The sequence below is a fragment of the Citrobacter sp. FDAARGOS_156 genome (assembly GCF_001559235.2).
Classification (GTDB): domain Bacteria; phylum Pseudomonadota; class Gammaproteobacteria; order Enterobacterales; family Enterobacteriaceae; genus Citrobacter; species Citrobacter youngae.
On record NZ_CP014030.2, the window covers coordinates 1,592,229 to 1,613,954 of the forward strand.

The following is a 21,726-nucleotide window of genomic DNA, read 5'->3' on the forward strand; positions in this document are numbered from 1 at the left end:
CTGTCACCGCTTAAACAGAGTCATTCAGGTATAAATTCACACATCTTTTATGGTTATCAGTCCGGTCTGGACGAGAAGAACTATGTACAAATTTAAGCTTCTTACCCTCAGCGCTATTTTTGTTCTGGCTGGCTGCTCGTTGGCTCCGGACTATCAACGTCCGGCATTGCCGGTTCCGCAGCAATTCTCCTTAAGTCAGCACACGCTGGTTTCGGCCCCGACGGGATATCAGGATACGGGCTGGCGTAACTTTTTTGTTGACTCCCAGGTGAAGGCGTTGATTGGTGAGGCGCTGGTCAATAACCGTGATTTACGCATGGCGGTACTGAAGGTTCAGGAAGCGAAAGCGCAATACGGTGTGACGGATGCCGATCGTTACCCACAGCTTAACGCTGGCTCCAGCGGTACCTATAGCGGGAAATTAAAAGGCGATAGCAGCACCAACCGGGAATTTGAAGCGGGACTGAATCTCAGTTTCGATCTGGATTTCTTTGGTCGACTGAAAAATATGAGTGAAGCCGATCGGCAGAATTTTTTCGCCAGTGAAGAAGCGCGTCGAATGGTGCATATCTCATTAATTTCTAATGTGGCGCAAAGTTATTTCAACCAGCGTCTGGCTTATGCGCAACTGCAAATTGCCGAAGAAACGTTGCAAAACTACCAGCGCTCTTATGCGTTTGTCGAGAAACAGTTGATGACCGGCAGTACGAACGTGCTGGCACTGGAGCAGGCTCGCGGCGTGATTGAAAGCACACGCAGCGATATTGCCAAACGTCAAGGCGAACTGGCGCAGGCGAACAACGCACTGCAACTATTACTGGGGACGTACGGGAAATTACCGGACGACCGCGTGCGCAGTCGCGGTGATATAAAACCCGTGACACTGCCCCCCGCACTCCCATCGCAAATATTATTGCAGCGCCCGGATATTATGGAGGCCGAACATGGATTGCTGGCGGCGAACGCCAATATTGGCGCTGCACGAGCCGCATTTTTCCCATCGATTACGCTGACCAGCTCTGTATCCAGCAGCAGTGGCGATCTCTCCAGCCTCTTTAATGCGGCCAGCGGCATGTGGAATTTTGTCCCGAAAATAGACATTCCGATCTTTAACGCTGGACGTAATCAGTCAAATCTCGATTTAGCAGAAATCCGCCAGCAGCAATCGGTGGTGAATTACGAGCAAAAAATTCAGAACGCATTTAAAGAAGTTGCGGATGCACTGGTGTTGCGTCAAAGCCTTGCCGATCAAATTACCGGACAACAGCGTTATCTGGACTCATTACAAATCACGCTGCAACGCGCTCGTGCACTCTATCAACATGGTGCGGTTAGTTATATCGAAGTACTGGACGCCGAGCGTTCTTTATTCACTACACAGCAATCGTTGCTCGACCTTAACTATGCCCAACAGGTTAATGAAATTAAGCTGTTTGCTGCCTTAGGCGGTGGCTGGGTTGAATGATCTTTAATCTTAAATTCTCAGGAGTATATTGCATGAAAACTACCGCTAAAGCCGCTTTGTTTACTGTGTTATCTGTAGTCATGTTTAACGCTCAGGCCAATGAACATCAGCATGGCGAGATGATGAATATGGCGCCTGCGGCCCAGCAGGAGCAAGTGATTAGTGCGACAGGCGTGATTGAATCTATTGATATGGATAGCAAAAAAGTCACGATTAAACATGAACCTATTCCCGCAGTGAACTGGCCGGCAATGACGATGCGTTTCACGCTGGTATCTGATACCAGGGCCGACGATATTCAGCCAGGCGATAAAGTTGCATTTACGTTTGTTCAGCAGGGAAATCTCTCTGTCTTACGCGATATTCACATCAGTAAATAACGGATCTCGCTGGTCTCTTTTATTCTTGCCCGGGTTTTCCTGGACACGGGCGAGACTATCGCGCAATGGAAATCACTATGGCGTCTTTAAATATTAAAAATACCGCGCTTATTCTCGGCAGCATGATTGTCGGCGGAATTATTTCTGTCGGTGTGTATACCTATTATTCATCCGCAAAAGTATCGGCCGATACCGGCGCTGCTCAAAAAAAAGAAGAGCGTAGAGTTTTATTCTGGTACGACCCCATGTATCCCAATACGCGGTTTGATAAACCGGGTAAATCTCCGTTTATGGATATGGATTTGATCCCGAAATATGCCGATGAAGAGACGGCGAGTACATCCGCACCGGGTGTGCGTATTGACCCGACACAGACTCAGAATCTGGGGCTAAAAACCGAACCCGTGCGCCGTGGGCCATTGCAATATGCACAAACTTTCCCGGCGAACGTCAGTTATAACGAATATCAATTTGTCATTGTCCAGGCGCGTTCGGCAGGCTTTATCGAGAAAGTTTATCCGCTGACTGTGGGCGACAAAATTAAGCAGGGCTCGCCGCTTATCGATCTGACAATTCCTGACTGGGTAGAAGCACAAAGTGAATATTTACTGCTGCGGGAAACGGGCGGCAGCGCGACGCAGGTTGAAGGTATTCTGGAGAGATTACGCCTGGCGGGAATGCCGGAGGCGGACATTCAACGCTTGAAAGCGACGCGGAAAATTCAGACCCGCTTTACCCTGAAGGCCCCTATTGATGGGGTGATTACCGCGTTTGATTTACGTACTGGTATGAACATCTCAAAAGATAATGTGGTCGCGAAAATTCAGGGAATGGATCCGGTTTGGGTCAGTGCTTCAGTCCCGGAATCTATCGCCTGGCTGATTAAAGACGCCTCGCAATTCACCATTACCGTACCTGCCTGGCCGGGTAAATCCTTCACCATTAGCAAATGGAGTATTTTGCCGAGTGTGGATTCCACGACGCGCACGCTCCAGCTTCGTCTACAGGTTAATAACCCGGATGAGGCCCTTAAGCCGGGAATGAATGCCTATCTGCAGCTAAAAACGCAAAGCGAGCCGATGCTGCTGATTCCGTCTAAAGCGCTGATTGATACCGGTACCGAACAGCGGGTTATCACCGTCGATAATGAAGGACGATTTGTACCTAAGCAGATTGCCGTATTCCATGAGTCTCAGGGGTTAACGGCCATTCGCTCTGGTTTGAGCGAAGGTGAAAACGTGGTGTCCAGCGGTCTGTTTCTGATCGATTCCGAAGCGAATATTTCTGGCGCCCTGGATCGTATGCGCGCCCAGGCAAACGGGACGCTCGCTGTACCCGCGATGCCAGCCCAGGCGACCCATTCACACTGAGGACATGATAAATGATTGAATGGATTATTCGCCGCTCGGTGGCAAACCGTTTCCTGGTGATGATGGGGGCGCTGTTTCTCAGCATCTGGGGCACCTGGACCATTGTGAATACGCCGGTTGACGCACTGCCCGATCTCTCTGATGTGCAGGTGATCATCAAAACCAGTTATCCGGGGCAAGCGCCGCAAATTGTTGAAAATCAGGTGACCTATCCGCTGACCACCACCATGCTGTCGGTGCCGGGAGCGAAAACGGTGCGTGGTTTCTCGCAATTTGGCGACTCTTACGTATATGTCATTTTTGAAGACGGGACCGATCCTTATTGGGCGCGCTCCCGTGTCCTGGAATATCTCAACCAGGTGCAGGGGAAATTACCCGCTGGCGTCAGTGCTGAAATGGGACCGGATGCGACAGGGGTCGGCTGGATATTTGAATATGCGCTGGTGGATCGCAGCGGCAAACATGATCTTGCCCAATTACGTTCCCTGCAGGACTGGTTCTTAAAATATGAATTGAAAACTATCCCTAACGTGGCGGAAGTTGCCTCGGTGGGTGGTGTGGTCAAAGAGTACCAGGTTGTCATCGATCCGATGAAGCTGACGCAATATGGCATCAGTCTGGGTGAGGTGAAATCGGCGCTGGATGCCTCAAACCAGGAAGCCGGTGGTTCATCTGTCGAAATGGCAGAAGCGGAATATATGGTCCGCGCCAGTGGGTATCTGCAGTCCCTTGATGACTTTAATAATATCGTGCTGAAAACTGGCACAGATGGCGTTCCGGTCTATCTGCGTGATGTTGCCCGCGTACAAATTGGGCCGGAAATGCGCCGCGGGATCGCCGAGCTGAATGGCGAAGGCGAAGTGGCAGGCGGCGTAGTGATCCTGCGCTCCGGTAAAAATGCGCGCGAGGTGATCTCCGCGGTTAAGGCTAAACTTGAAACGCTGAAGAGCAGTCTGCCGGAAGGCGTTGAAGTAGTTACAACATATGATCGCAGTCAACTGATCGATCGCGCGATTGATAACCTGAGCTACAAGCTGCTGGAAGAGTTTATCGTTGTGGCGCTGGTGTGCGCGCTGTTCCTGTGGCATATCCGCTCGGCGCTGGTGGCCATTATTTCTCTGCCGCTGGGACTGTGTATCGCGTTTATCGTGATGCATTTCCAGGGACTGAACGCCAACATTATGTCGCTTGGGGGGATAGCCATCGCGGTCGGGGCGATGGTCGATGCCGCAATCGTGATGATTGAGAACGCGCATAAGCGGCTGGAAGAGTGGGGGCATCAGCATCCGGGTGAAACGCTGGATAACGAAACTCGCTGGAAAGTCATCACCAACGCCTCGGTGGAAGTCGGTCCGGCGCTGTTTATTAGCTTACTGATTATCACGCTGTCGTTTATCCCTATCTTCACCCTTGAAGGGCAGGAAGGGCGGTTGTTTGGTCCGCTGGCGTTTACCAAAACCTACGCTATGGCAGGTGCTGCGTTTCTGGCCATTGTGGTGATCCCGATCCTGATGGGATTTTGGATCCGTGGCAAGATCCCGGCGGAAAGCAGCAACCCGCTTAACCGTTTCCTGATTCGTATTTACCACCCGTTATTGTTGAAAGTGCTGCACTGGCCGAAAACGACCCTGCTGGTGGCGGTGCTGTCGATCCTGACCGTCATCTTCCCGCTGAATAAGGTTGGGGGCGAATTCCTACCGCAGATTAACGAAGGCGATCTGTTGTATATGCCTTCAACCTTGCCGGGGATTTCCGCAGCGCAGGCGGCAGATATGCTGCAAAAAACCGATAAGCTCATCATGACGGTTCCTGAAGTGGCGCGCGTGTTTGGTAAAACCGGTAAAGCTGAAACGGCGACCGACTCCGCGCCGTTGGAAATGGTGGAAACCACCATCCAACTGAAGCCGCAGGATCAGTGGCGTCCGGGGATGACGATGGACAAAATCATTGAGGAACTGGACAAAACCGTTCGTTTACCGGGGCTGGCGAATCTGTGGGTCCCGCCAATTCGTAACCGTATCGATATGCTCTCTACGGGGATTAAAAGTCCTATCGGTATTAAGGTTTCGGGTACCGTGTTGTCGGATATTGACGCCACGGCAGAGCAAATCGAAGAAGTCGCAAGAACGGTGCCTGGCGTGGCATCCGCATTGGCTGAACGTCTGGTCGGCGGACGTTATCTTAGCGTAGATATTCATCGTGAAAAGGCCGCCCGTTATGGGATGACCGTCGGCGATGTGCAACTGTTTATCACCTCAGCGGTAGGCGGTGCCATGGTAAGTGAAACGGTTGAAGGTATCGCCCGCTATCCGATCAATCTGCGTTATCCACAAAGCTATCGCGATAGCCCGGAAACGCTACGGCATCTGCCGATACTGACGCCAATGAAACAGCAAATCACGCTGGCTGATGTTGCAGATGTGCAGGTGGTTTCGGGGCCGTCGATGTTGAAAACCGAGAACGCGCGGCCAACCAGTTGGATCTATATTGATGCCCGCGATCGCGACATGGTGTCGGTGGTGAACGATCTGAAAAAAGCGATTGCTGAAAACGTCCAGCTAAAACCGGGAACCAGCGTGGCATTCTCCGGGCAGTTTGAGCTGCTTGAGCGCGCCAGCCACAAGCTTAAACTGATGGTGCCGATGACGCTGATGATTATCTTCGTGCTGCTGTATCTGGCATTCCGTCGTTTTGGTGAAGCACTGTTGATTATCACCAGTGTGCCCTTTGCGTTGGTAGGCGGAATTTGGTTTCTCTACTGGATGGGATTCCATATGTCGGTCGCGACCGGGACCGGATTCATCGCACTGGCAGGCGTGGCTGCCGAATTTGGCGTGGTGATGCTGATGTACCTGCGCCACGCCATTGAAGCAGAGCCTGCGCTGGAAAACCCGCAAACCTTTACCGTAGATAAACTGGATGAGGCGTTGTACCACGGAGCGGTACTGCGTGTGCGTCCTAAAGCAATGACTGTCGCGGTCATCATTGCGGGTCTGCTGCCGATTTTATGGGGAACGGGAGCCGGGTCTGAAGTCATGAGTCGTATCGCTGCACCGATGATTGGCGGCATGATCACGGCACCTTTGCTGTCACTGTTCATCATTCCGGCAGCGTATAAGCTGATGTGGCTACACAGGCATCGCACCCAGAAATAGCCCCTGGTAGCGCTCGCCTTCAATCCTTTGAAGGTGGGCGCTATGATTCCAGCGCCTTCACCCGTTTACGGTACTCACCAGGCGTACAGCCGAATTCACGCAGAAAAACTTTGTGAAAAGATGACTCGCTGGCATATCCCACCGATTCGGCAATCACGACCAACGGCTGGGCGCCGCGCGACAGCATCTGGGCGGCGAATTGCAGACGCAATGTAGTGAGTACGGCGAGCGGCGTGGAGTTTGAAACCTCGCGAAACAGTTGAGCAAAACTGGCCCGGGACATATGCGCGCGCTGCGCCAGTTCTTCAACACTCCAGGGATGTGCGGGTGATTCCAGCATCTGGAACACCACCGCTCCCAGTCGGGGATGTAATAGCAGATTCAGCACATTTTTAGCAGGGGGGGCCTGAGATAACCATTCGCGAACGGCAAGCGTGAACAGCGTGGCGCATTGCTGGCTGCACACAACGTTGGAACCGGGCAGCATGCTCAATGATTCCTGCTGCATCAGCCCGATCATCGCCTTAAGCCAGTGGTAAACGGGGCTATTTTCGCCAGGTGCCAGCAGCAAAACTTCCGGCAGCGCGGTTAAAAAATAGCGGGAGGATGTCTGTAGTTGCAGACTTCCGCAGACAATATGCGTTTGCTCTTCACCTGACTGGCACAACCGATGCGCGGAGTTTTGCGGCAAGATGACTACCGTACCAGGACGCAGTGTATAAGTGTTGCCATCAGGCATCTCCAGTAAAGCGCTACCCTGGGTTACCGTATGCCAGCGGATCACGGATAACTCACCTGCTGCATGAGGGAGTTGCCAGTCTCTGCTCAATACGCAGTTTTGATCAATAGAACCCTGCGGATCGTTAAGCATTAGCAAGCGGCTAAGTGCATCCATAAAGACTCCTGAACAATTTTTATTGTTGTTGATAGAACCGTAATTATCGCCATATTTTTATATTAAATTAATTTTATCAAATAGTTACTTTTTGTTTTGTTTGGCAGATTTTTGGTTTTTATTATTTGGTCTTAGACGATTGAACAAAAAATTGCGCGTTATGGATATGCTGGCCTGACAGGGCACTGCCTATAATCCAGAGTAACAAATGAACAATGACTTTGCGGAGAGGCAGCATGAAACAATATCAGGCGATCATTATTGGATTTGGCAAAGCAGGTAAGACGCTGGCGGCTACGCTGGCAAAGACGGGCTGGCGGGTAGCAATTATTGAGCAATCCAACACCATGTATGGCGGAACATGCATTAATATCGGCTGTATTCCAACCAAAACCCTGGTACACGATGCTGAGCTGCAGCATGACTTTGCAACTGCGATGCAGCGTAAGGCTTCCGTGGTCAGTTTTCTGCGCGATAAAAACTTCCATAATCTGGCCAATCTGGAAAATGTGGACGTGATTGAAGGGCGTGCTGAATTTGTCGACAACCATACCGTGCGGGTAATGCAGTCGACAGGAACGCTTGAGCTGAGCGGTGAGAAAATTTTTATTAATACCGGTGCACAGTCGACGATTCCTGATATTGAGGGATTATCCAGTACGCCGGGCGTCTTTGACAGCACCGGGTTGCTGAATTTGACCCAACGCCCACAGCGCCTGGGTATCCTGGGGGGTGGCTATATCGGCGTTGAGTTCGCGTCGATGTTTGCCAACTTCGGCAGTCAGGTCACTATTTTTGAGGCTGCACCGCTGTTTTTGCCCCGTGAGGACCGGGATATCGCCGATGCGATCGCTGATATTTTACGCGATAAAGGCGTAGAGCTGATCCTCAATGCTAAGGTGCAGTCGGTTTCGTCTCATGATGGCGCGGTGCAGCTACAGATGCCGGAAGGGGAACAGGTTGTTGACGCACTGCTGGTCGCATCAGGCCGCAAGCCGGCGACGGAACAGCTGCAACTGAAAAAAGCCGGTGTCGATGTGAACGATCGTGGCGGCATTATTGTGAATAAATATTTGCGGACGTCGGCGGATAACATCTGGGCTATGGGAGATGTAACAGGGGGGCTGCAATTTACCTATATCTCACTGGACGACTTCCGTATTGTGCGTGATGGCCTGTTAGGCGAAGGGGTGAGAAACACCGGCGATCGGCAAAATGTGCCATATTCCGTCTTTATGACACCACCACTTTCCCGCGTGGGGATGACAGAAGAGCAGGCCCGTGCCAGCGGTGCGGCGGTACAGGTGGTGACGCTTCCCGTCGCTGCGATTCCACGGGCGCGAGTCATGGATGATACGCGTGGTGTACTTAAAGCTGTGGTGGACACGGATACGCAGCAGATATTAGGTGTCTCACTGCTGTGTGTGGATTCGCATGAGATGATTAATATCATTAAAACTGTGATGGATGCTGGGTTACCTTATACCGTGTTGCGTGACCAAATATTTACCCATCCAAGTATGAGTGAGTCATTAAACGATCTGTTTTCTCTCGTTCAATAATAAATATAGAGTCTGCATCTTTGCCCCACCTGTGTGGGGGTTTTTTGGCCCACGTCAGTGTATCCGCTATTTCAGCGGCACCTTCTGATGTCGAAGAGGACATTGCTAAACTGGCGCAAGAAAAGCTGGCATCATCATGGAAAATTACTTCGATGAGAATTGATAGCAGTACTTATGTCACTGCAATTTTGTACAAGTAGGATTGCCGTCATGGAAAAATATCTTCGTTTACTGGGGCAGGGGGATCGAATTGGATTAACCTTGACCGATTAGCCGTTGGTCAGGATTGATGGGGGAAATTCTGGCATTTGCAACGCCGGTGGTCACCTTGTCGCTTTTAATTACCACACCAGAAGTATGGGTTATGCCATTGGGTGATTTACACTACGGCTTTCCGTATTTATCGGGGGCGGGACGTCTGGTGCTAAAAAACACGTTAATGTTGGCTGGGGCAGTGATGATAATTGCTGATTCTGCCCGGGCAATCGTTAAACAACGGTATTGAATTTTTAACGCTGTATCCTCTGTAAGAGAGTTTGCCACTCTAATTTAATTCGGTATTTACCGGGGCCAGCATCATGCTGGCCTTTTTATCACTTAAGTTAAATTACGATTAATATACCTGAATGATACATTCATTCCTGTGAAATGAGACGTAATGGTATTGGTATCAGTTGGCTAATGACCACCTGCTGGATATTGTGCCTATAGGTTCAGCACCCCCCGTCCACGCTCTGTATTGTCAACTCCTTAGTTTTACAGCATTTTTTCTATTTTATTTCTATACGATTATTGCTATTTATTATCTCAAAATCGCATTTTGAAAAGTCTTGTTATTCGCTTTTGTTATAGCTATTGCGTAGGTTTGCATGGTTTTAGGCATGGCTTAAGCTAAAATTAATTCTGATTAAATGTTTTTACGTATCAATAAGTGACGAAAGATAGTTAAAAACTTAAGTTTTAATCAACTGTTCGACATGGAATCCACTATGGTAATTAGGCACCAGGGGTGGATGCTGATCTCGCGTTTTTGTCTGTCATCAGACCGGGGTCGAGACATATCTTAAATATGGAAATAAGGGTTTTAGAATGAACTTTGGATTAGCAAAGGACAACAAGTTTGAGATCATAGCTATCCTTCGTGAAGAGCTGCATAAGAAGACGAAGCTGGAAGTTTTATGTGAAAACACCAGCGTCATCACGCAGTTAGAAAGGATCGATTTCGAACGCTTTGTGGTCACCGGTCATGAAGACATCATTCCTGAAAAGATCCAATACTTTATCCTGCACAGTGACAGCGGGATTATAAAATTTAGCGCCAGATTTGAAGCCACCCCATCAACAGGTGCTGAGGCAGGATTATCCTACCTCATCCCGGATATGATTTTCTTTGCCCAACAGCGACAGAATCAGCGGTTTTCTTTTCTGAAGGGGTTCGATTTTTTCTGTTTTGGTCGTTACAAAAACGGAGAGAACTACTCACTTAAGATTAAAAACATCTCTCAGGGTGGTTGTGCGTTAATCGCTAAAGATGTTAATGCCCGTTTTCTTTACAAGGATGCAGTGATTAAAAATGCTGCTCTGGATTTTGATACGTTCGGCAGTTTTCAGCTTGATCTAAAAGTCATTGATGTCGTCGCGATCAACGAATTTGATGAGGATAATCAATTGTATTCCTGTCATCAGGTTTCTTGCGAGTTCGATTTTAAGAACCGTCGTGAAGAGGCTGAAGTTGAGAAAACCATTATTAAATTTTTAATGAGTAATAAAATTAGAAGCTTATAAGGAGCGGTGAACAGGATGTTGATGTGTGGCAGTGATAATTTTGTGGGCAACGGTATGTTTGCCTACCTGACAAGCAAACATGTGCCGATAAAAACATTCCAGTTTGAGGATATGTTGCAGCAGTCGTCATTATGCCAGCATCAGACAATGGTTTTTAATATCATTAACAATGAACAGCCTTGTTCTGCCATTGTGCAGTTTTTGAATAAAAACCGGTTCAAGTTTTATAATAGCGTTGTCGTTATCGTTGCTGATAGTTTGGTGGCGAAATTATGTGTTGAATTATTATACGTTGAAAAAACCATAGTATTGACTGAGAAATCCTCATTGCGTGATTTTGCTCAGTTGGCTACGTTGTCGGTCGGGAAATGGAATCCCCGACTGTATCGTTCGCAGAAGAGATTGACGGAAAGAGAACAACAAATCCTCAATCTATTGGTAAGTGGTTATTCTGCCAAGGAAATCTCTGAGTTGGTTAGTCTGAACTATAAGACTATTCAGGCGCATAAGATGAGAGTTGTCGCCAAGCTGGGACTGACTAATACCTCTGATCTGAATAAACTGATTGTCAGATTTACCCACAGCATGTCTTTTTTACCCTAACCTGGCTATTCTTTTCTGATGTAACGCATTTAACAGCAGGTACAACTCGGGAGTGACTTTGACTGGTTTTTAATTTATATGATTTGTAGAGGGAGAGGGGGAATGTTTAATTCCGATGAGGTGCTCACCGCGCTTGAAAAGGCATTGAATACCAGTCAACTTTATATGGTTTATCAGCCTATTTTTAATTTACATACCGAGTGTATTAGCGGATTTGAAGCATTAATGCGGTGGAACAGCCCTCAGATGGGTATGATTTCTCCTGATGTATTTATTACGTTACTGGAAGACAGCGGCAATATATTTTCAATTGAAGATATGGTTGCCAGCCCGCCGTGGAATGTTGCGAGTACCTGGCCCGAACCTCTTGTATTATCAGTAAATATTTCTGCGCTTGAATTCTGCGATCCTCTTTTACCTCAACGAATCAGACAAAACCTGGCCGCTTCCGGCCTTCCGGTTCATCGCTGCCAGATTGAAGTAACGGAAACATCGCCGCTGTGTGACAGCCAAATAGCGGCGAAAAATATGACGGAACTGAAGGCAATCGGGGTCAAGTTAGCGCTTGATGATTTTGGTACCGGGCACGCTAATCTTAATTATCTGTTGAAATATCCTTTTGATACCTTAAAAATTGATAAAGAGTTTGTCACCGAAATAGAGCCCGACACTAAATCGACAAGGATTATTGAGGGTATCATTTCTTTAGCGCACAATTTTGGCATTGAAGTCCTGGCCGAAGGGGTTGAAACCCAGTCTCAACTTGATCGCCTGACGCAGATTGGCTGTGACAAAATTCAAGGCTTCTTCATTTCTCCCCCGGTGTTGGCAGAAGAGATTCCTTCACTCTTAGCGCAATATAGCCGTTAATCTCATCCCTCTTTGTTGTTCCCCTTAGTCTGAATTCTTTCGCGTTGTCGGGTGGCGGTGCCTGTGCCTTATCCGACCTGCAAGAACGAACACTAATCCGTAGGCGTGATAAGTGCAGCGTTTCAGGCAGCGCTGTATTCTGGAGCGACAAAAAAAGCCCCCTGTGAACAGGGGGCTTGCGAGTTTATGCCTGCTTAAAACGATTTCTTAAAGCCAATCGACGCATTGACCGGGGCTTCAACCTGCGATTTATTGCTGCCGTTGCTGAACTGTGTCCCCAGTTCGCCGTAGACCTGCAGATTACGGTCGATAGACCACGACAGACCCGCTGCAACCTCGGTGCTGGAGTACTGCTGTGAAGATTCCAGCGTGGTGGTGGCGACCGCGTTGCTGAAGTGCGTTTTATCTTTGGAACCCAGACCCTGCCATACGTTGACCCGGCCGTACGGCTGGAACTTGCCATGGTTGGTGTCGTAGTCCGCGACCAGACGCACGCCCAGACGCGCGGTAAACGAATCGGCGGTATCCATTTTCACTTTCGTTTGGGTCACACCATCCAGCGTGCTGTTATCAAAGTTGCTGTACTGATAGATCAACTGGGCCTGCGGTTCCAGGCTCCAGGCGCTGGCACCTAAACGGAATGCTTTACCCACTTCAGTTGAGGCCGTCAGCGTATTGCCTTTGACGGTGTAAGAGCCGTTGTTACCCGATGCTGACAGGCGGGATTTATGGTTCCCGTATTGCAGGACGTTATCGACATACATACCGTCACCAGAGAACCAGGTAGCATAACCGCCAACGTAAAATGCGTTGTCGTCGATGTTGCCGCCTTTGCCGTTGCTGCCCGTTTTACTGCCTTTTACATTGCTGTCGATATCCAGAATGCTGGTATACATACCGGCTTTCCAGCTTTCATTGGCGTACATATCGACGCCGACCTGAATACCCATGGTATGGGAACTGGTTTGCGTACCGGCTGCATCATCCAGTTTGGTTTTACCGGAATAACCAATCATTCTCGCCCAGGCGCGATTGTCTTCATCAATACCCGGTTTAACCTCATCACCCATACGCTGGTGCATGTTGCCCAACAGACTGATGTCCCCCTGGCGAACCACGCTGGCGAGACCGGAATACAGCATGGTTTCCGGACGATATTCACTCCTCAGGTACCAGTTTTCGCCCTGGCCCTGAGCGTTTCCGGCGTGGAGCTGATACTCAAAGGCACCCGCAGCCATACGTTCAGCGACAAGATGGAAGGCATCCCGTGAGGTTTGTGCCGTCGTCGTTGCACCGTTAAGCGCCGTGACCACTTCGATACCGTCACCCACGGTCGGTGCGCCAAGGCCGGAGCCGTCGACATCCAGCAGCGTGCTTCCGCTGGCTTTACCGCCATCAATAATCAGGCGATCAGCAATACCTGTGCCGCCGGCATTCTGCCGGGCAGCCATGTTGATAGTGCCTTGTTCGCCGCTGTAATCCCCTTTAACCGTTAAGGTTGTGCCTGGTTGCTGGCCGGTGAGCGACACATCGCCACCGTTGCTCAGCCCTGCGACTGTCTGGTTATAACCCTGGGTATTCAGGGTGGTGCCCGCGACAACATAGTGGTGCGAGGCGGCGCTCAGAGTATTGTTATCACCGGCTTGCAATACCCCGCTGGTGATGAGCGTTGCACCGCTGTAGCTGTTTTGGCCTTGCAGCTCCGTTGTACCGCTACCGGTCTGATGCAGTTGGCCTGCACCACTGATGTTTCCGCTTAACGCCAACGTATCGGCGCGATTAACGTTGAGCACGCCGTTATCAACGATATCCCCTTCAATACTCCCTATCGTACCGCCCGTGCCGAGCTGCAATACACCTTGTTCGATGGTGGTGCCACCGGTGTAGGTGTTATCCAGCGTCAGCGTCAGTGAACCTTTACCGGTTTTGGTCAGTTGACCGTTACCTTCGACTTCCGTCAGCAGGGACACATCATGTCCGTTGGTGTCGAATGTCCCACCACCAGATTCCAGCGTCACCTGACGGGCGGTATCAAACGCTTCACCATATTTCAGCGTACCGCCGTTAAAGGTGATTCCGGTCTCTGCTGCGCCGAGGTTGGTATCGCCTGCAACCTGAAGCGTCCCTGACGTGATAGTCGTGCCGCCGCTGTAGGTGTTGTTGCCCGTCAGAATTAACGTACCGAGGTCGCCTTTATTCAGACCACCGGTACCGCGGATCACGCTGTCAATGGTTGCGGTGTAGTTGACGCCATCGACCGTACCATCACCGACGCGAATCAACGTATTGGCGGTATCGGTAGTAATGGCTTCACCGCCGACGCGATAACCATCGGTAGCGAACTGCGCGCCGCTGATGATGACATCGCCTTTACTGTTATCGACGGTCACATTACCGGCTTCCCCCTGGAAGACGGCAAATGCGGCATCGGTAAACGGTGCATTCAGCGCGCCTTCTGGTGTCGATTCATCGGTGGTCCAGTTGTCGTTCCCCTGGCTGGATTGCCAGATACCGTCGCCGCCGTTGATGACGCCGTTGTTTTTCAGCTCGCCATTCTCACCGCCGGTGCCGTCCCAGAAGCGCAGCGTCAGTCCGGCATGGTTGACCAGGTTGACCTGATTTTTCACCGATGTTTGTACATACAGGCTGTCAGCCGCTTCCGGCGCGTTAGCAATATCCATCACATTGTTAGTCAATGTGCCGGTGTAGTTGATGACGCGATAGACACCAACATCAAAGCTACCGCCCGGTGAGGTTTCAATGTTGAGCTTACCGTCGAGCGTCAGGGAGCCATTCACGTCGATCAGGTCGTTGAAAGCACCGCCCGGGGTATAAGCCTGACCAAACTGATAATCCAGTTGGGCGTTATCGCTCAGCGTCAGTGAACCGGTGGTCAGTTTGCCCACGCTGTTGATGGCGGCACCGGCGGTAATATGACCGTCGTCCAGCACATCAACCGCGCCGCCGATAATACCGTTTCCGCCGAGGGTGGCACCCGATTTCACTGTGACCTGACCGGTAGAAGCAGACTGATTGCCGTTGACCAGCAGCACACCTTCGTTGACGTCCGTGGTGCCGGTGTAGGTGTTGTCGCCGGTCAGGATCAGTGTACCGTTACCGATTTTCACCAGGCTGCCGTCGTTGCCGCTGATAATGCCGCTGATGGTGTCAGGCTCCGGAAGCACCAGATTCCCCAGCGACAATTCTTTATTGCCCAGTTCGACATTACCCGCACCGGACAATGAACCGATGGAAGTCGCGCTGTTGACTGCGCTGACATCTACCAGACCGCCTGCAAGGTTTTTGACGACGGTATTCTCTGCCATTGCCTGGTCAGCAAAGGTCATCAGCCCGCTGTTAGTTACATCGGCATTGCCGCCGTTGGCGTTTTCTTCCAGCGCCAGTGTGCTGTCTTTTGCCACGCTGACCGTCGCGTTGCCCGCAGTGGCGTTATTGGTTAACAGCGCTTTCGCTGTGCCCGTCAGGTTCAGTTTGGCGCGGGCGGCTGTGACGGTATCCGCCAGCGTTAACAGGCTGTCGGCAATGTTCATGGTCAGTGATTGTAGACGGGTGTCTGCGCCGCTGATGTTGAGCGTTGCCCCATTATTAACCGTGATGGTGCTGCTCTCGTTGCTGCCGAACACGCCGGTTTTGCTGGCATTGACCGTCACATTGTTGCTATTACCGGTACCGGCAATTTCTGTGTCGCCTTTGTAGCTGTTGGCACGGTCGAGCGCCAGAATACTGCCGGCATCGCTTGAGCTACTGGTGACTTTCAGTTTGCCATCACCGGTAATCTCCCCGGTCGGCGTGAAGTGGTGCGAATTGAGATCGAATACGGCCGCATTAGCATTGGCGCCCAGCTCGATGGTGCGATTGCTGATCAAATCCGCGCCTAATTGTAGCGTCGAGGCGTTGTTAATCGCCAAATCGGTTCCGCTCTGTCCGAGGTTATTATCGGAGGAGATCTGCAACGTACCGCCATCAATGCGCGTCCCGCCGCGATACGCGTTATCACCACTGAGGATCAGACGACCGAGGTCGGTTTTCACCAGTGTCAGTTTGTCGTTGGTGCTGGCTTCACGAAGGATTGACTCAATGGTTGCCGTAAAGTTTTGTCCCGCACCGCCGGCGCCTACGCGCAGCAACAGTTCACCGGTCCCCGGCGTCTGCCCCGCATGGGTGGCATTTTCTGTGGTGGCCCAGGCGTTAAGTGCATCGCCTTTTACGACGTAACCATCGGCATCAAACTGCGCCCCGGAGAAGTTAACTTCACCTGCAGCGTTATCCACGGTAACGGTACCGCCTTTGGTGGTGAAGACGGCAAATGACTTCTGCGCCCACGGGGCGTTGCCCTCACCGGTGGATGTTGTCCAGTTGTTGTCGCCCTGAGCACCGATCGCCATCCATTCACCGTCGCCGCCGTCAATCTTGCTGTTGCCTTCGATGCCGGATGCGCCGTGACTCTGATTGACGGTTGCGCCGTCCCAGAACTGCAGGGTAACGCCGTTGGCATTCACCAGGTTGACCTGTTTGTCGATAGAGGTCTGGACAAAGATGTTGCTCTTATCCTGAGTGTCCGGTACAGCACCTAACTCCAGCGTCTGGTTATTCAGCGTACCGCCATAGTTATAAATACGGTACACACCAGGCCCGAAATTCCCGCCCGATGACGTGGTGACATCCAGAGTCCCGTCCAGTTGCAGATCGCCTGTGACGTTAATCAGGTCATTCAGCTTACCGCCCGGCGTATAGGCCTGGCCCAGTTCGAAGGCGGAAGTCGTTTTGCTGCCAAGCTGCAGATTACCGTTAATGGATAACGTACCCGCACCGCCGTCACCAGCGCTAATCGTTGTGGCGTCGTTCATCAACACGTTGCCGCCGATAATGCCATTCCCACCCAGTGTGGAGGTGCCGCTGACGGTGGTTGCGCCACGTGCCGCGCTTTGATCGCCATTCACCAACAGCGTGCCATGGGTGACAGTTGTGTCGCCGGTATAGGTGTTGTTGCCGGTCAGACGGGTAATGCCGCCACCTATTTGCTGCAGTGCCCCAATGCCGGAGATCACGCCATTGAGCAGCACGGTGTTAGCGCGGTTAATCGCCAGCACGCCGTTGTCGATGATGTCAGACACTTTGCTGACTTCACCTTCATTTCCGCCGTCACCTAACTGCAACGTACCTGTTTGCGCAATGGTGGTAGAGCCTGTGTAGCTGTTGTTGGCGGTAAAGACCGTGGTGCCGCCCGCCGCACGTTCAAACTTCCCGTCACCGCTGATAGTACCGTTATAGATTTGCGCCGCGGTGTTATCACCCAGGGTATCGAAGATAGCCCTGCTGCCTGCGCCCTGGGTTGTGACATTGTAGTCGCCAATACTGGCGGCAGTACTGGTTGGCTCGACATGGTCGCCGGTGCGCAGCGTTGCACCATTGTTTACAGCAATAGTTTTGCTTGCCAGACTCAGGTTTTCAACGATGCGGACATCCGCGTTTGACCCGCTGAGTGTCAGCGAATCCCAGCCGGTGCCAATATTCGTGCCGGTAGTCAGGTTGTCGCTGACCAGCGTTCCAATCTTCGCATCTTTTGTATCGGTGAAGGTGAGGGCGTTGCCCGTACCGGCAGCGGTAATGATGTGGCGCGTGTTCTCCAGCGTCACATTGCCGATGTTGGCTTTATTGTTACCGCCAGTACCGGCGAAATTCACTTCACCGGCATAGGTGCCGCTACGCCAGTTGAAGGTGTCCATACCTTCACCGGTATTGATTACGCCGCTGGTGACACCGCCGCTGATATCAATGGTGTCATTGCCTTTACCAGACTGAATGGCCACCGCAGTGTCGGTGATGGCCTGCAGGGTGCCGGTGTTGGTAATGGCTTTACTGCTGTCACCGCTGGCGTCGATTACCGGGGAGGTGGTGCTGGCAGAGATAATCTTGCCACTGTTGGTTAACGCGCTGACGTTTTTCGCGATGATTGCCGAACCGCCAGCGCTGTCGTGCACGTTAATGTCGGCCTTGGTGTCGATGCGGCCATCAGTATTGGCGCGGATACCGCTGCCTTCGCTGTTCAGTACCTCAATGGTATAGCCTTTGCCGATGGTCAGATTGCCCGTTACTGCGTCACCATTGCGCTGTTCAAAGGCGAAGCCGGTACCTTTACCGTTAACGTTAAGGATGTTGTTAAGCCCATCTTTCATGTTCAGGGCTACGCTGGTGCGGATCCCCGCGCCGTCGTTGGAATCGATGGTCACATTTTGCAGTGTGATATTGGTGTTGTTAGCATCGTTTTGAATGCCTGCGCCCGTGCCATCAGCACGGATCTTCACATGCTGCGCTGACAGGTCGCCGGCTTTATCTGCCAGGCGAATGCCATCAGCAGTACCGTTGGTGGTAATGCTGTCGCCACTAATGCCGTTAATCTGCAGGCTGGCCCCTTCCGTCAGTAATACGCCAGCGGTGCCATCATCAACCTTAACCTGGCCCAGTTGATTAATTTGCGCACTGGCACCCGACGCGCGAACGCCGATGCCGTTGCTGACATGCAGGGCGCTGGAGGAGTTGTTGGTTAAGCTACCGCCTTGTTGAACGTCCACGCCGATACTGTCGATGCTGGCCAGATCGATAATTGATTTGGTATCGAGGATCAGGTTACCCAGATTTCTCGCTATATAGGCGATCACTTCATTGCCACTGGCTTCAGAGGTGATCTTCGCGTTTGAAGTAAGCGTAGTGCTGGTGGCATTACCCTCTGCGCTGCCATTCAACCGATGCGCCTGGCCATCAACCACCCCGGCAACGGTACGTTCACCTGTTAAATTAATGGTGGTTTTGTCGCTGATATTACCGCTGGCGCCGCCTTCGATGACCAGTGCTGCGGAATCGCTACCCTGCACGGTAAATGTGGCTTCACCAGTATCGACTTGACTGCCTGCACCGGTAGCGAGAACGCCAACGGAGTTCTTACCGCTGAGGGTAAGGTCAAGGTTGGAGCTGGCCTGGCCGCCAGGAGGGGTGGTGTTACCGGCCAGCAATGCGCCATTGGCGATACGGAAAATGGTGGTGCGATCCTGACCGTTGTCATTCATCACCGCCTGACCAATATTGGCGATCGCGTCTTTCCCATACAGATAATAGCCAATCTGATCGGTGTTGTTGAACACCGGGCTACTCAGGCTATCAACGTTAGCAATGGCGTTATCACGCACGTGTACGCCGATGTTCCCGGCCTTGTCCAGCGTAATGTTGGAGTAGACGTTGACCACGGCCTGACCTTTGGCGCCTCCTTCAGCCCAGATGGCGTAGTTACGATCGTTGATGCCACCCGTACCGCCCACGATAATAGAGCCTGTGGCACTGGTGGTTACTTCGGCATTTTTGTTATTGGCGCTGACGTGGATCCCCACGTTATTCGTGCCGTTGACGTTAATCTTGCCGTCGTTGCGGATTTCCTGATTATTTTCCGTGCCGCTGTCACGCACGGAGATGCCGTAGTTCTTGTTGTTCCCCGCATCCCCATTACCATTGATGACGATGTTGCCCGTATTCAGTACGTTGCCTGTTGCGTTGCCGATCAAAATTCCTGCCGCGTTACGGACACCGGTACCCAACGTGATGAGACCGTTGTTAATCACCTCTTTGGCGCTTTTGGTCATAATTCCGGCGCTCAGGCTGGCACCACCTGGCATGATGACATCCTGGGTCAGGTTACTTGCGTCACGACCAAGGTAAATAGCGGCATCAGCACTGTTGGTAAAGGTCGCATTTCCGGCGACTTCCACGCCAAAGGCGGTGCCGTCACCGTAAGACGCGCCGTTTTTACGTCCGTCGACGACGTTAATATTGCCGTTATTGACACCTTTTGCCTCGCCGGACAACTGCATACCAATAGCCAACGTCAGCGAAGTATCAGGTTTATCCTTGCTCCAGGGATCGGCGGCAGATGCGGTGCCGAAGTTATCGGTGGTGATCGCCTGGTTGATGGTGCCTTCGTTGGTGATAACGCTGGTACCTTGTCCCTGCATACCGAATGCGCCGTAGCTGTTAACGTTCTGATTACCATCTTTATCAATGAACAGACCTGAGTTGATAGTCCCGCGGTTGGTTGCCTCGGCGTTTTGCGCCAACATGCCAATCGCCAGGCTTTGCCCGCCAGAACTGCGTAGCGCGTTCAGCTCGCCGAGGTTGTTGATAACTCCACCGTCAATGGCTTTCATGACGCCATTGATACTGCCGTCAACGGCAATTATCGCCTCTTTGTTCAGAGTACCGGTGGTGCCAGCGCCGTTGGCATAAATGGCATGCAACTCACCGCGGGCGGCAGTGGCGTTGTTGATATGTGACTTTCCATCGGTCCAGACTTTGTAGTCCCAGGTGAGTTCATCAGACGGCTGACTGGAATTAATTAAGCTATCGATATACCCGGCATACTTTGCTTGTGCTGCTGTGACGGTGGTGACCTCTTCAGCCTCCAGCCACAATTGGATTTGGCTGACCTTATCGCCATTGGCATTTTCTGCGGCGTCGGCACTTCTGCCCAACAGGAAGTCGTTAAAATCAGCCAACTCCTGCGTACTGGTAATGGTGAATGTGCGCACCCCGGTTTCGATAACCTTGCCATCTGCATCATAGCCATAAGTCATCAGCGACACATCATCGCCAAAGACAGAGGTTTGCGCTGAGCCGGTGAACGTTTGTGTGGGGATCACGGGTGCTGCGTTAAATTTTATATAGTTGTCAGACTGCCAGTTTACCTGGCTGTTGGCGCCTTGTGCTTCCAGTAAGGAGGAGTCTTTGGCCAGTAACTCGATGGTATTGGCTTTGTCGCGTACATTGAGGGTGTCATTACCTATGTTCAGGTTGGCCGTAGCACCATCGGTTGCCAGCGCGATACCAAACTGCTTATAGATTTCAGACCTGGTTGCATCATAAGTATTTAATACGGAATCGCCGATTTGCGATTTAGTAAGAAAGCTACTTAACACATTGGTATCATAGACCTTAATGGTTTCTGTGCCGTCCGGGAATGCCGGGTCAACCACCTCGAAGTTTTCGCTTTGAGAAGGCGTAGCCGATTGGTTATACGTCAGGTATTCCGCCAGCTCTTCTGCTGTGGTGATTGTTTTTGCACCCTGGCCTGGGCTGGTAGCCTGCAGCGTGATTTTTCCTGTTCGCAGTAACTCACTGATGGTGGTTGATTCTACAACGCCGCTTTGACCCGGATTAATCGTCGGGATTGCGCCGCTGATATTGAGTGTCTGACTGGCAGTATTATTTTCATATAAGAAGCCGTAGTCGTGGGGAACCTGATAAACGCCCGCAGAAATACCGTTCTGGAAGTCGTCAGAAATATTTCGATCGCCCGTAGTGGTAATCTGCGCAGCTGAGGCCATCATCGTAGCGCCACTTAATGCGCTGGCGGCCAGTACCGCAACAGTTTTACGTGAACTGCTTTTTTTCTTACCTCTGGTTAATTCAGAGACGACAACCCAGATGCCGAGTGCCGCGTTCCAAATAATGCTGTAAACCTTATTCATATATAACCCTCGTTTACATTCCTGTTATGTATGTGTTAATGCGTTGAGTTGTTGGCGATGGTTGGCACGCGGATGTGCTACCCGGTATGTCGATTTTCGAAAATAGCG

At 51.3% G+C, this 21,726-nt stretch carries 10 protein-coding genes and 2 pseudogenes; 10 read left to right on the forward strand and 2 right to left on the reverse strand.

Features of this window, described 5'->3' with window-relative positions:
* Window positions 1-82: 82 nt before the first annotated feature.
* The 4 genes from AL515_RS07755 (at window position 83) to AL515_RS07770 (ending at window position 6,370) form a co-directional block, all read left to right on the forward strand.
* Window positions 83-1,465 carry an efflux transporter outer membrane subunit gene (locus AL515_RS07755; protein ID WP_048212366.1) on the forward strand — a complete coding sequence of 461 codons (1,383 nt, stop codon included), beginning with the start codon at window positions 83-85 and terminating at the stop codon, window positions 1,463-1,465.
* 32 nt (window positions 1,466-1,497) lie between these two features.
* Entirely contained in the window at window positions 1,498-1,845 is a 348-nt protein-coding gene (gene cusF / locus AL515_RS07760; RefSeq protein ID WP_061067467.1) for a cation efflux system protein CusF, read from the forward strand.
* Window positions 1,846-1,922: 77 nt separating this feature from the next.
* Complete coding sequence (locus tag AL515_RS07765; RefSeq protein WP_061067468.1) at window positions 1,923-3,215, forward strand: efflux RND transporter periplasmic adaptor subunit; 1,293 nt, start codon at window positions 1,923-1,925, stop codon at window positions 3,213-3,215.
* Window positions 3,216-3,226: 11 nt separating this feature from the next.
* Window positions 3,227-6,370 carry a CusA/CzcA family heavy metal efflux RND transporter gene (locus AL515_RS07770; protein WP_061067469.1) on the forward strand — a complete coding sequence of 1,048 codons (3,144 nt, stop codon included), beginning with the start codon at window positions 3,227-3,229 and terminating at the stop codon, window positions 6,368-6,370.
* A gap of 40 nt (window positions 6,371-6,410) precedes the next feature.
* Here AL515_RS07770 and rclR read toward each other — a convergent pair whose 3' ends face one another.
* Window positions 6,411-7,265, reverse strand: a complete 855-nt coding sequence (gene rclR / locus AL515_RS07775) for a reactive chlorine-specific transcriptional regulator RclR (RefSeq protein ID WP_048212362.1) — start codon at window positions 7,263-7,265, stop codon at window positions 6,411-6,413.
* A gap of 236 nt (window positions 7,266-7,501) precedes the next feature.
* Between rclR and rclA the strand changes: the two genes are divergently transcribed.
* The 6 genes and pseudogenes from rclA (at window position 7,502) to AL515_RS07805 (ending at window position 12,085) form a co-directional block, all read left to right on the forward strand.
* Entirely contained in the window at window positions 7,502-8,827 is a 1,326-nt protein-coding gene (gene rclA, locus AL515_RS07780; RefSeq protein ID WP_048212361.1) for a reactive chlorine resistance oxidoreductase RclA, read from the forward strand.
* 50 nt (window positions 8,828-8,877) lie between these two features.
* Window positions 8,878-9,027 (forward strand): annotated as a pseudogene (locus AL515_RS07785) (YdgH/BhsA/McbA-like domain containing protein); the annotation flags it as partial.
* A gap of 65 nt (window positions 9,028-9,092) precedes the next feature.
* Window positions 9,093-9,332, forward strand: a pseudogene (locus AL515_RS07790) (DUF417 family protein); the annotation flags it as partial.
* A 584-nt stretch (window positions 9,333-9,916) separates the two neighbouring features.
* Entirely contained in the window at window positions 9,917-10,612 is a 696-nt protein-coding gene (locus AL515_RS07795) for a flagellar brake protein (protein ID WP_061067471.1), read from the forward strand.
* A 21-nt stretch (window positions 10,613-10,633) separates the two neighbouring features.
* Window positions 10,634-11,215 (forward strand): helix-turn-helix transcriptional regulator, encoded by a 582-nt coding sequence (locus AL515_RS07800; protein ID WP_170927356.1) that lies wholly within the window; start codon window positions 10,634-10,636, stop codon window positions 11,213-11,215.
* A gap of 102 nt (window positions 11,216-11,317) precedes the next feature.
* Complete coding sequence (locus AL515_RS07805) at window positions 11,318-12,085, forward strand: putative bifunctional diguanylate cyclase/phosphodiesterase (protein ID WP_048212357.1); 768 nt, start codon at window positions 11,318-11,320, stop codon at window positions 12,083-12,085.
* A gap of 194 nt (window positions 12,086-12,279) precedes the next feature.
* Here AL515_RS07805 and AL515_RS07810 read toward each other — a convergent pair whose 3' ends face one another.
* A complete protein-coding gene (locus tag AL515_RS07810; RefSeq protein WP_061067472.1) occupies window positions 12,280-21,618 on the reverse strand; it encodes an autotransporter outer membrane beta-barrel domain-containing protein in 9,339 nt (3,112 codons plus the stop codon).
* Between the last annotated feature and the right edge of the window lie 108 nt (window positions 21,619-21,726).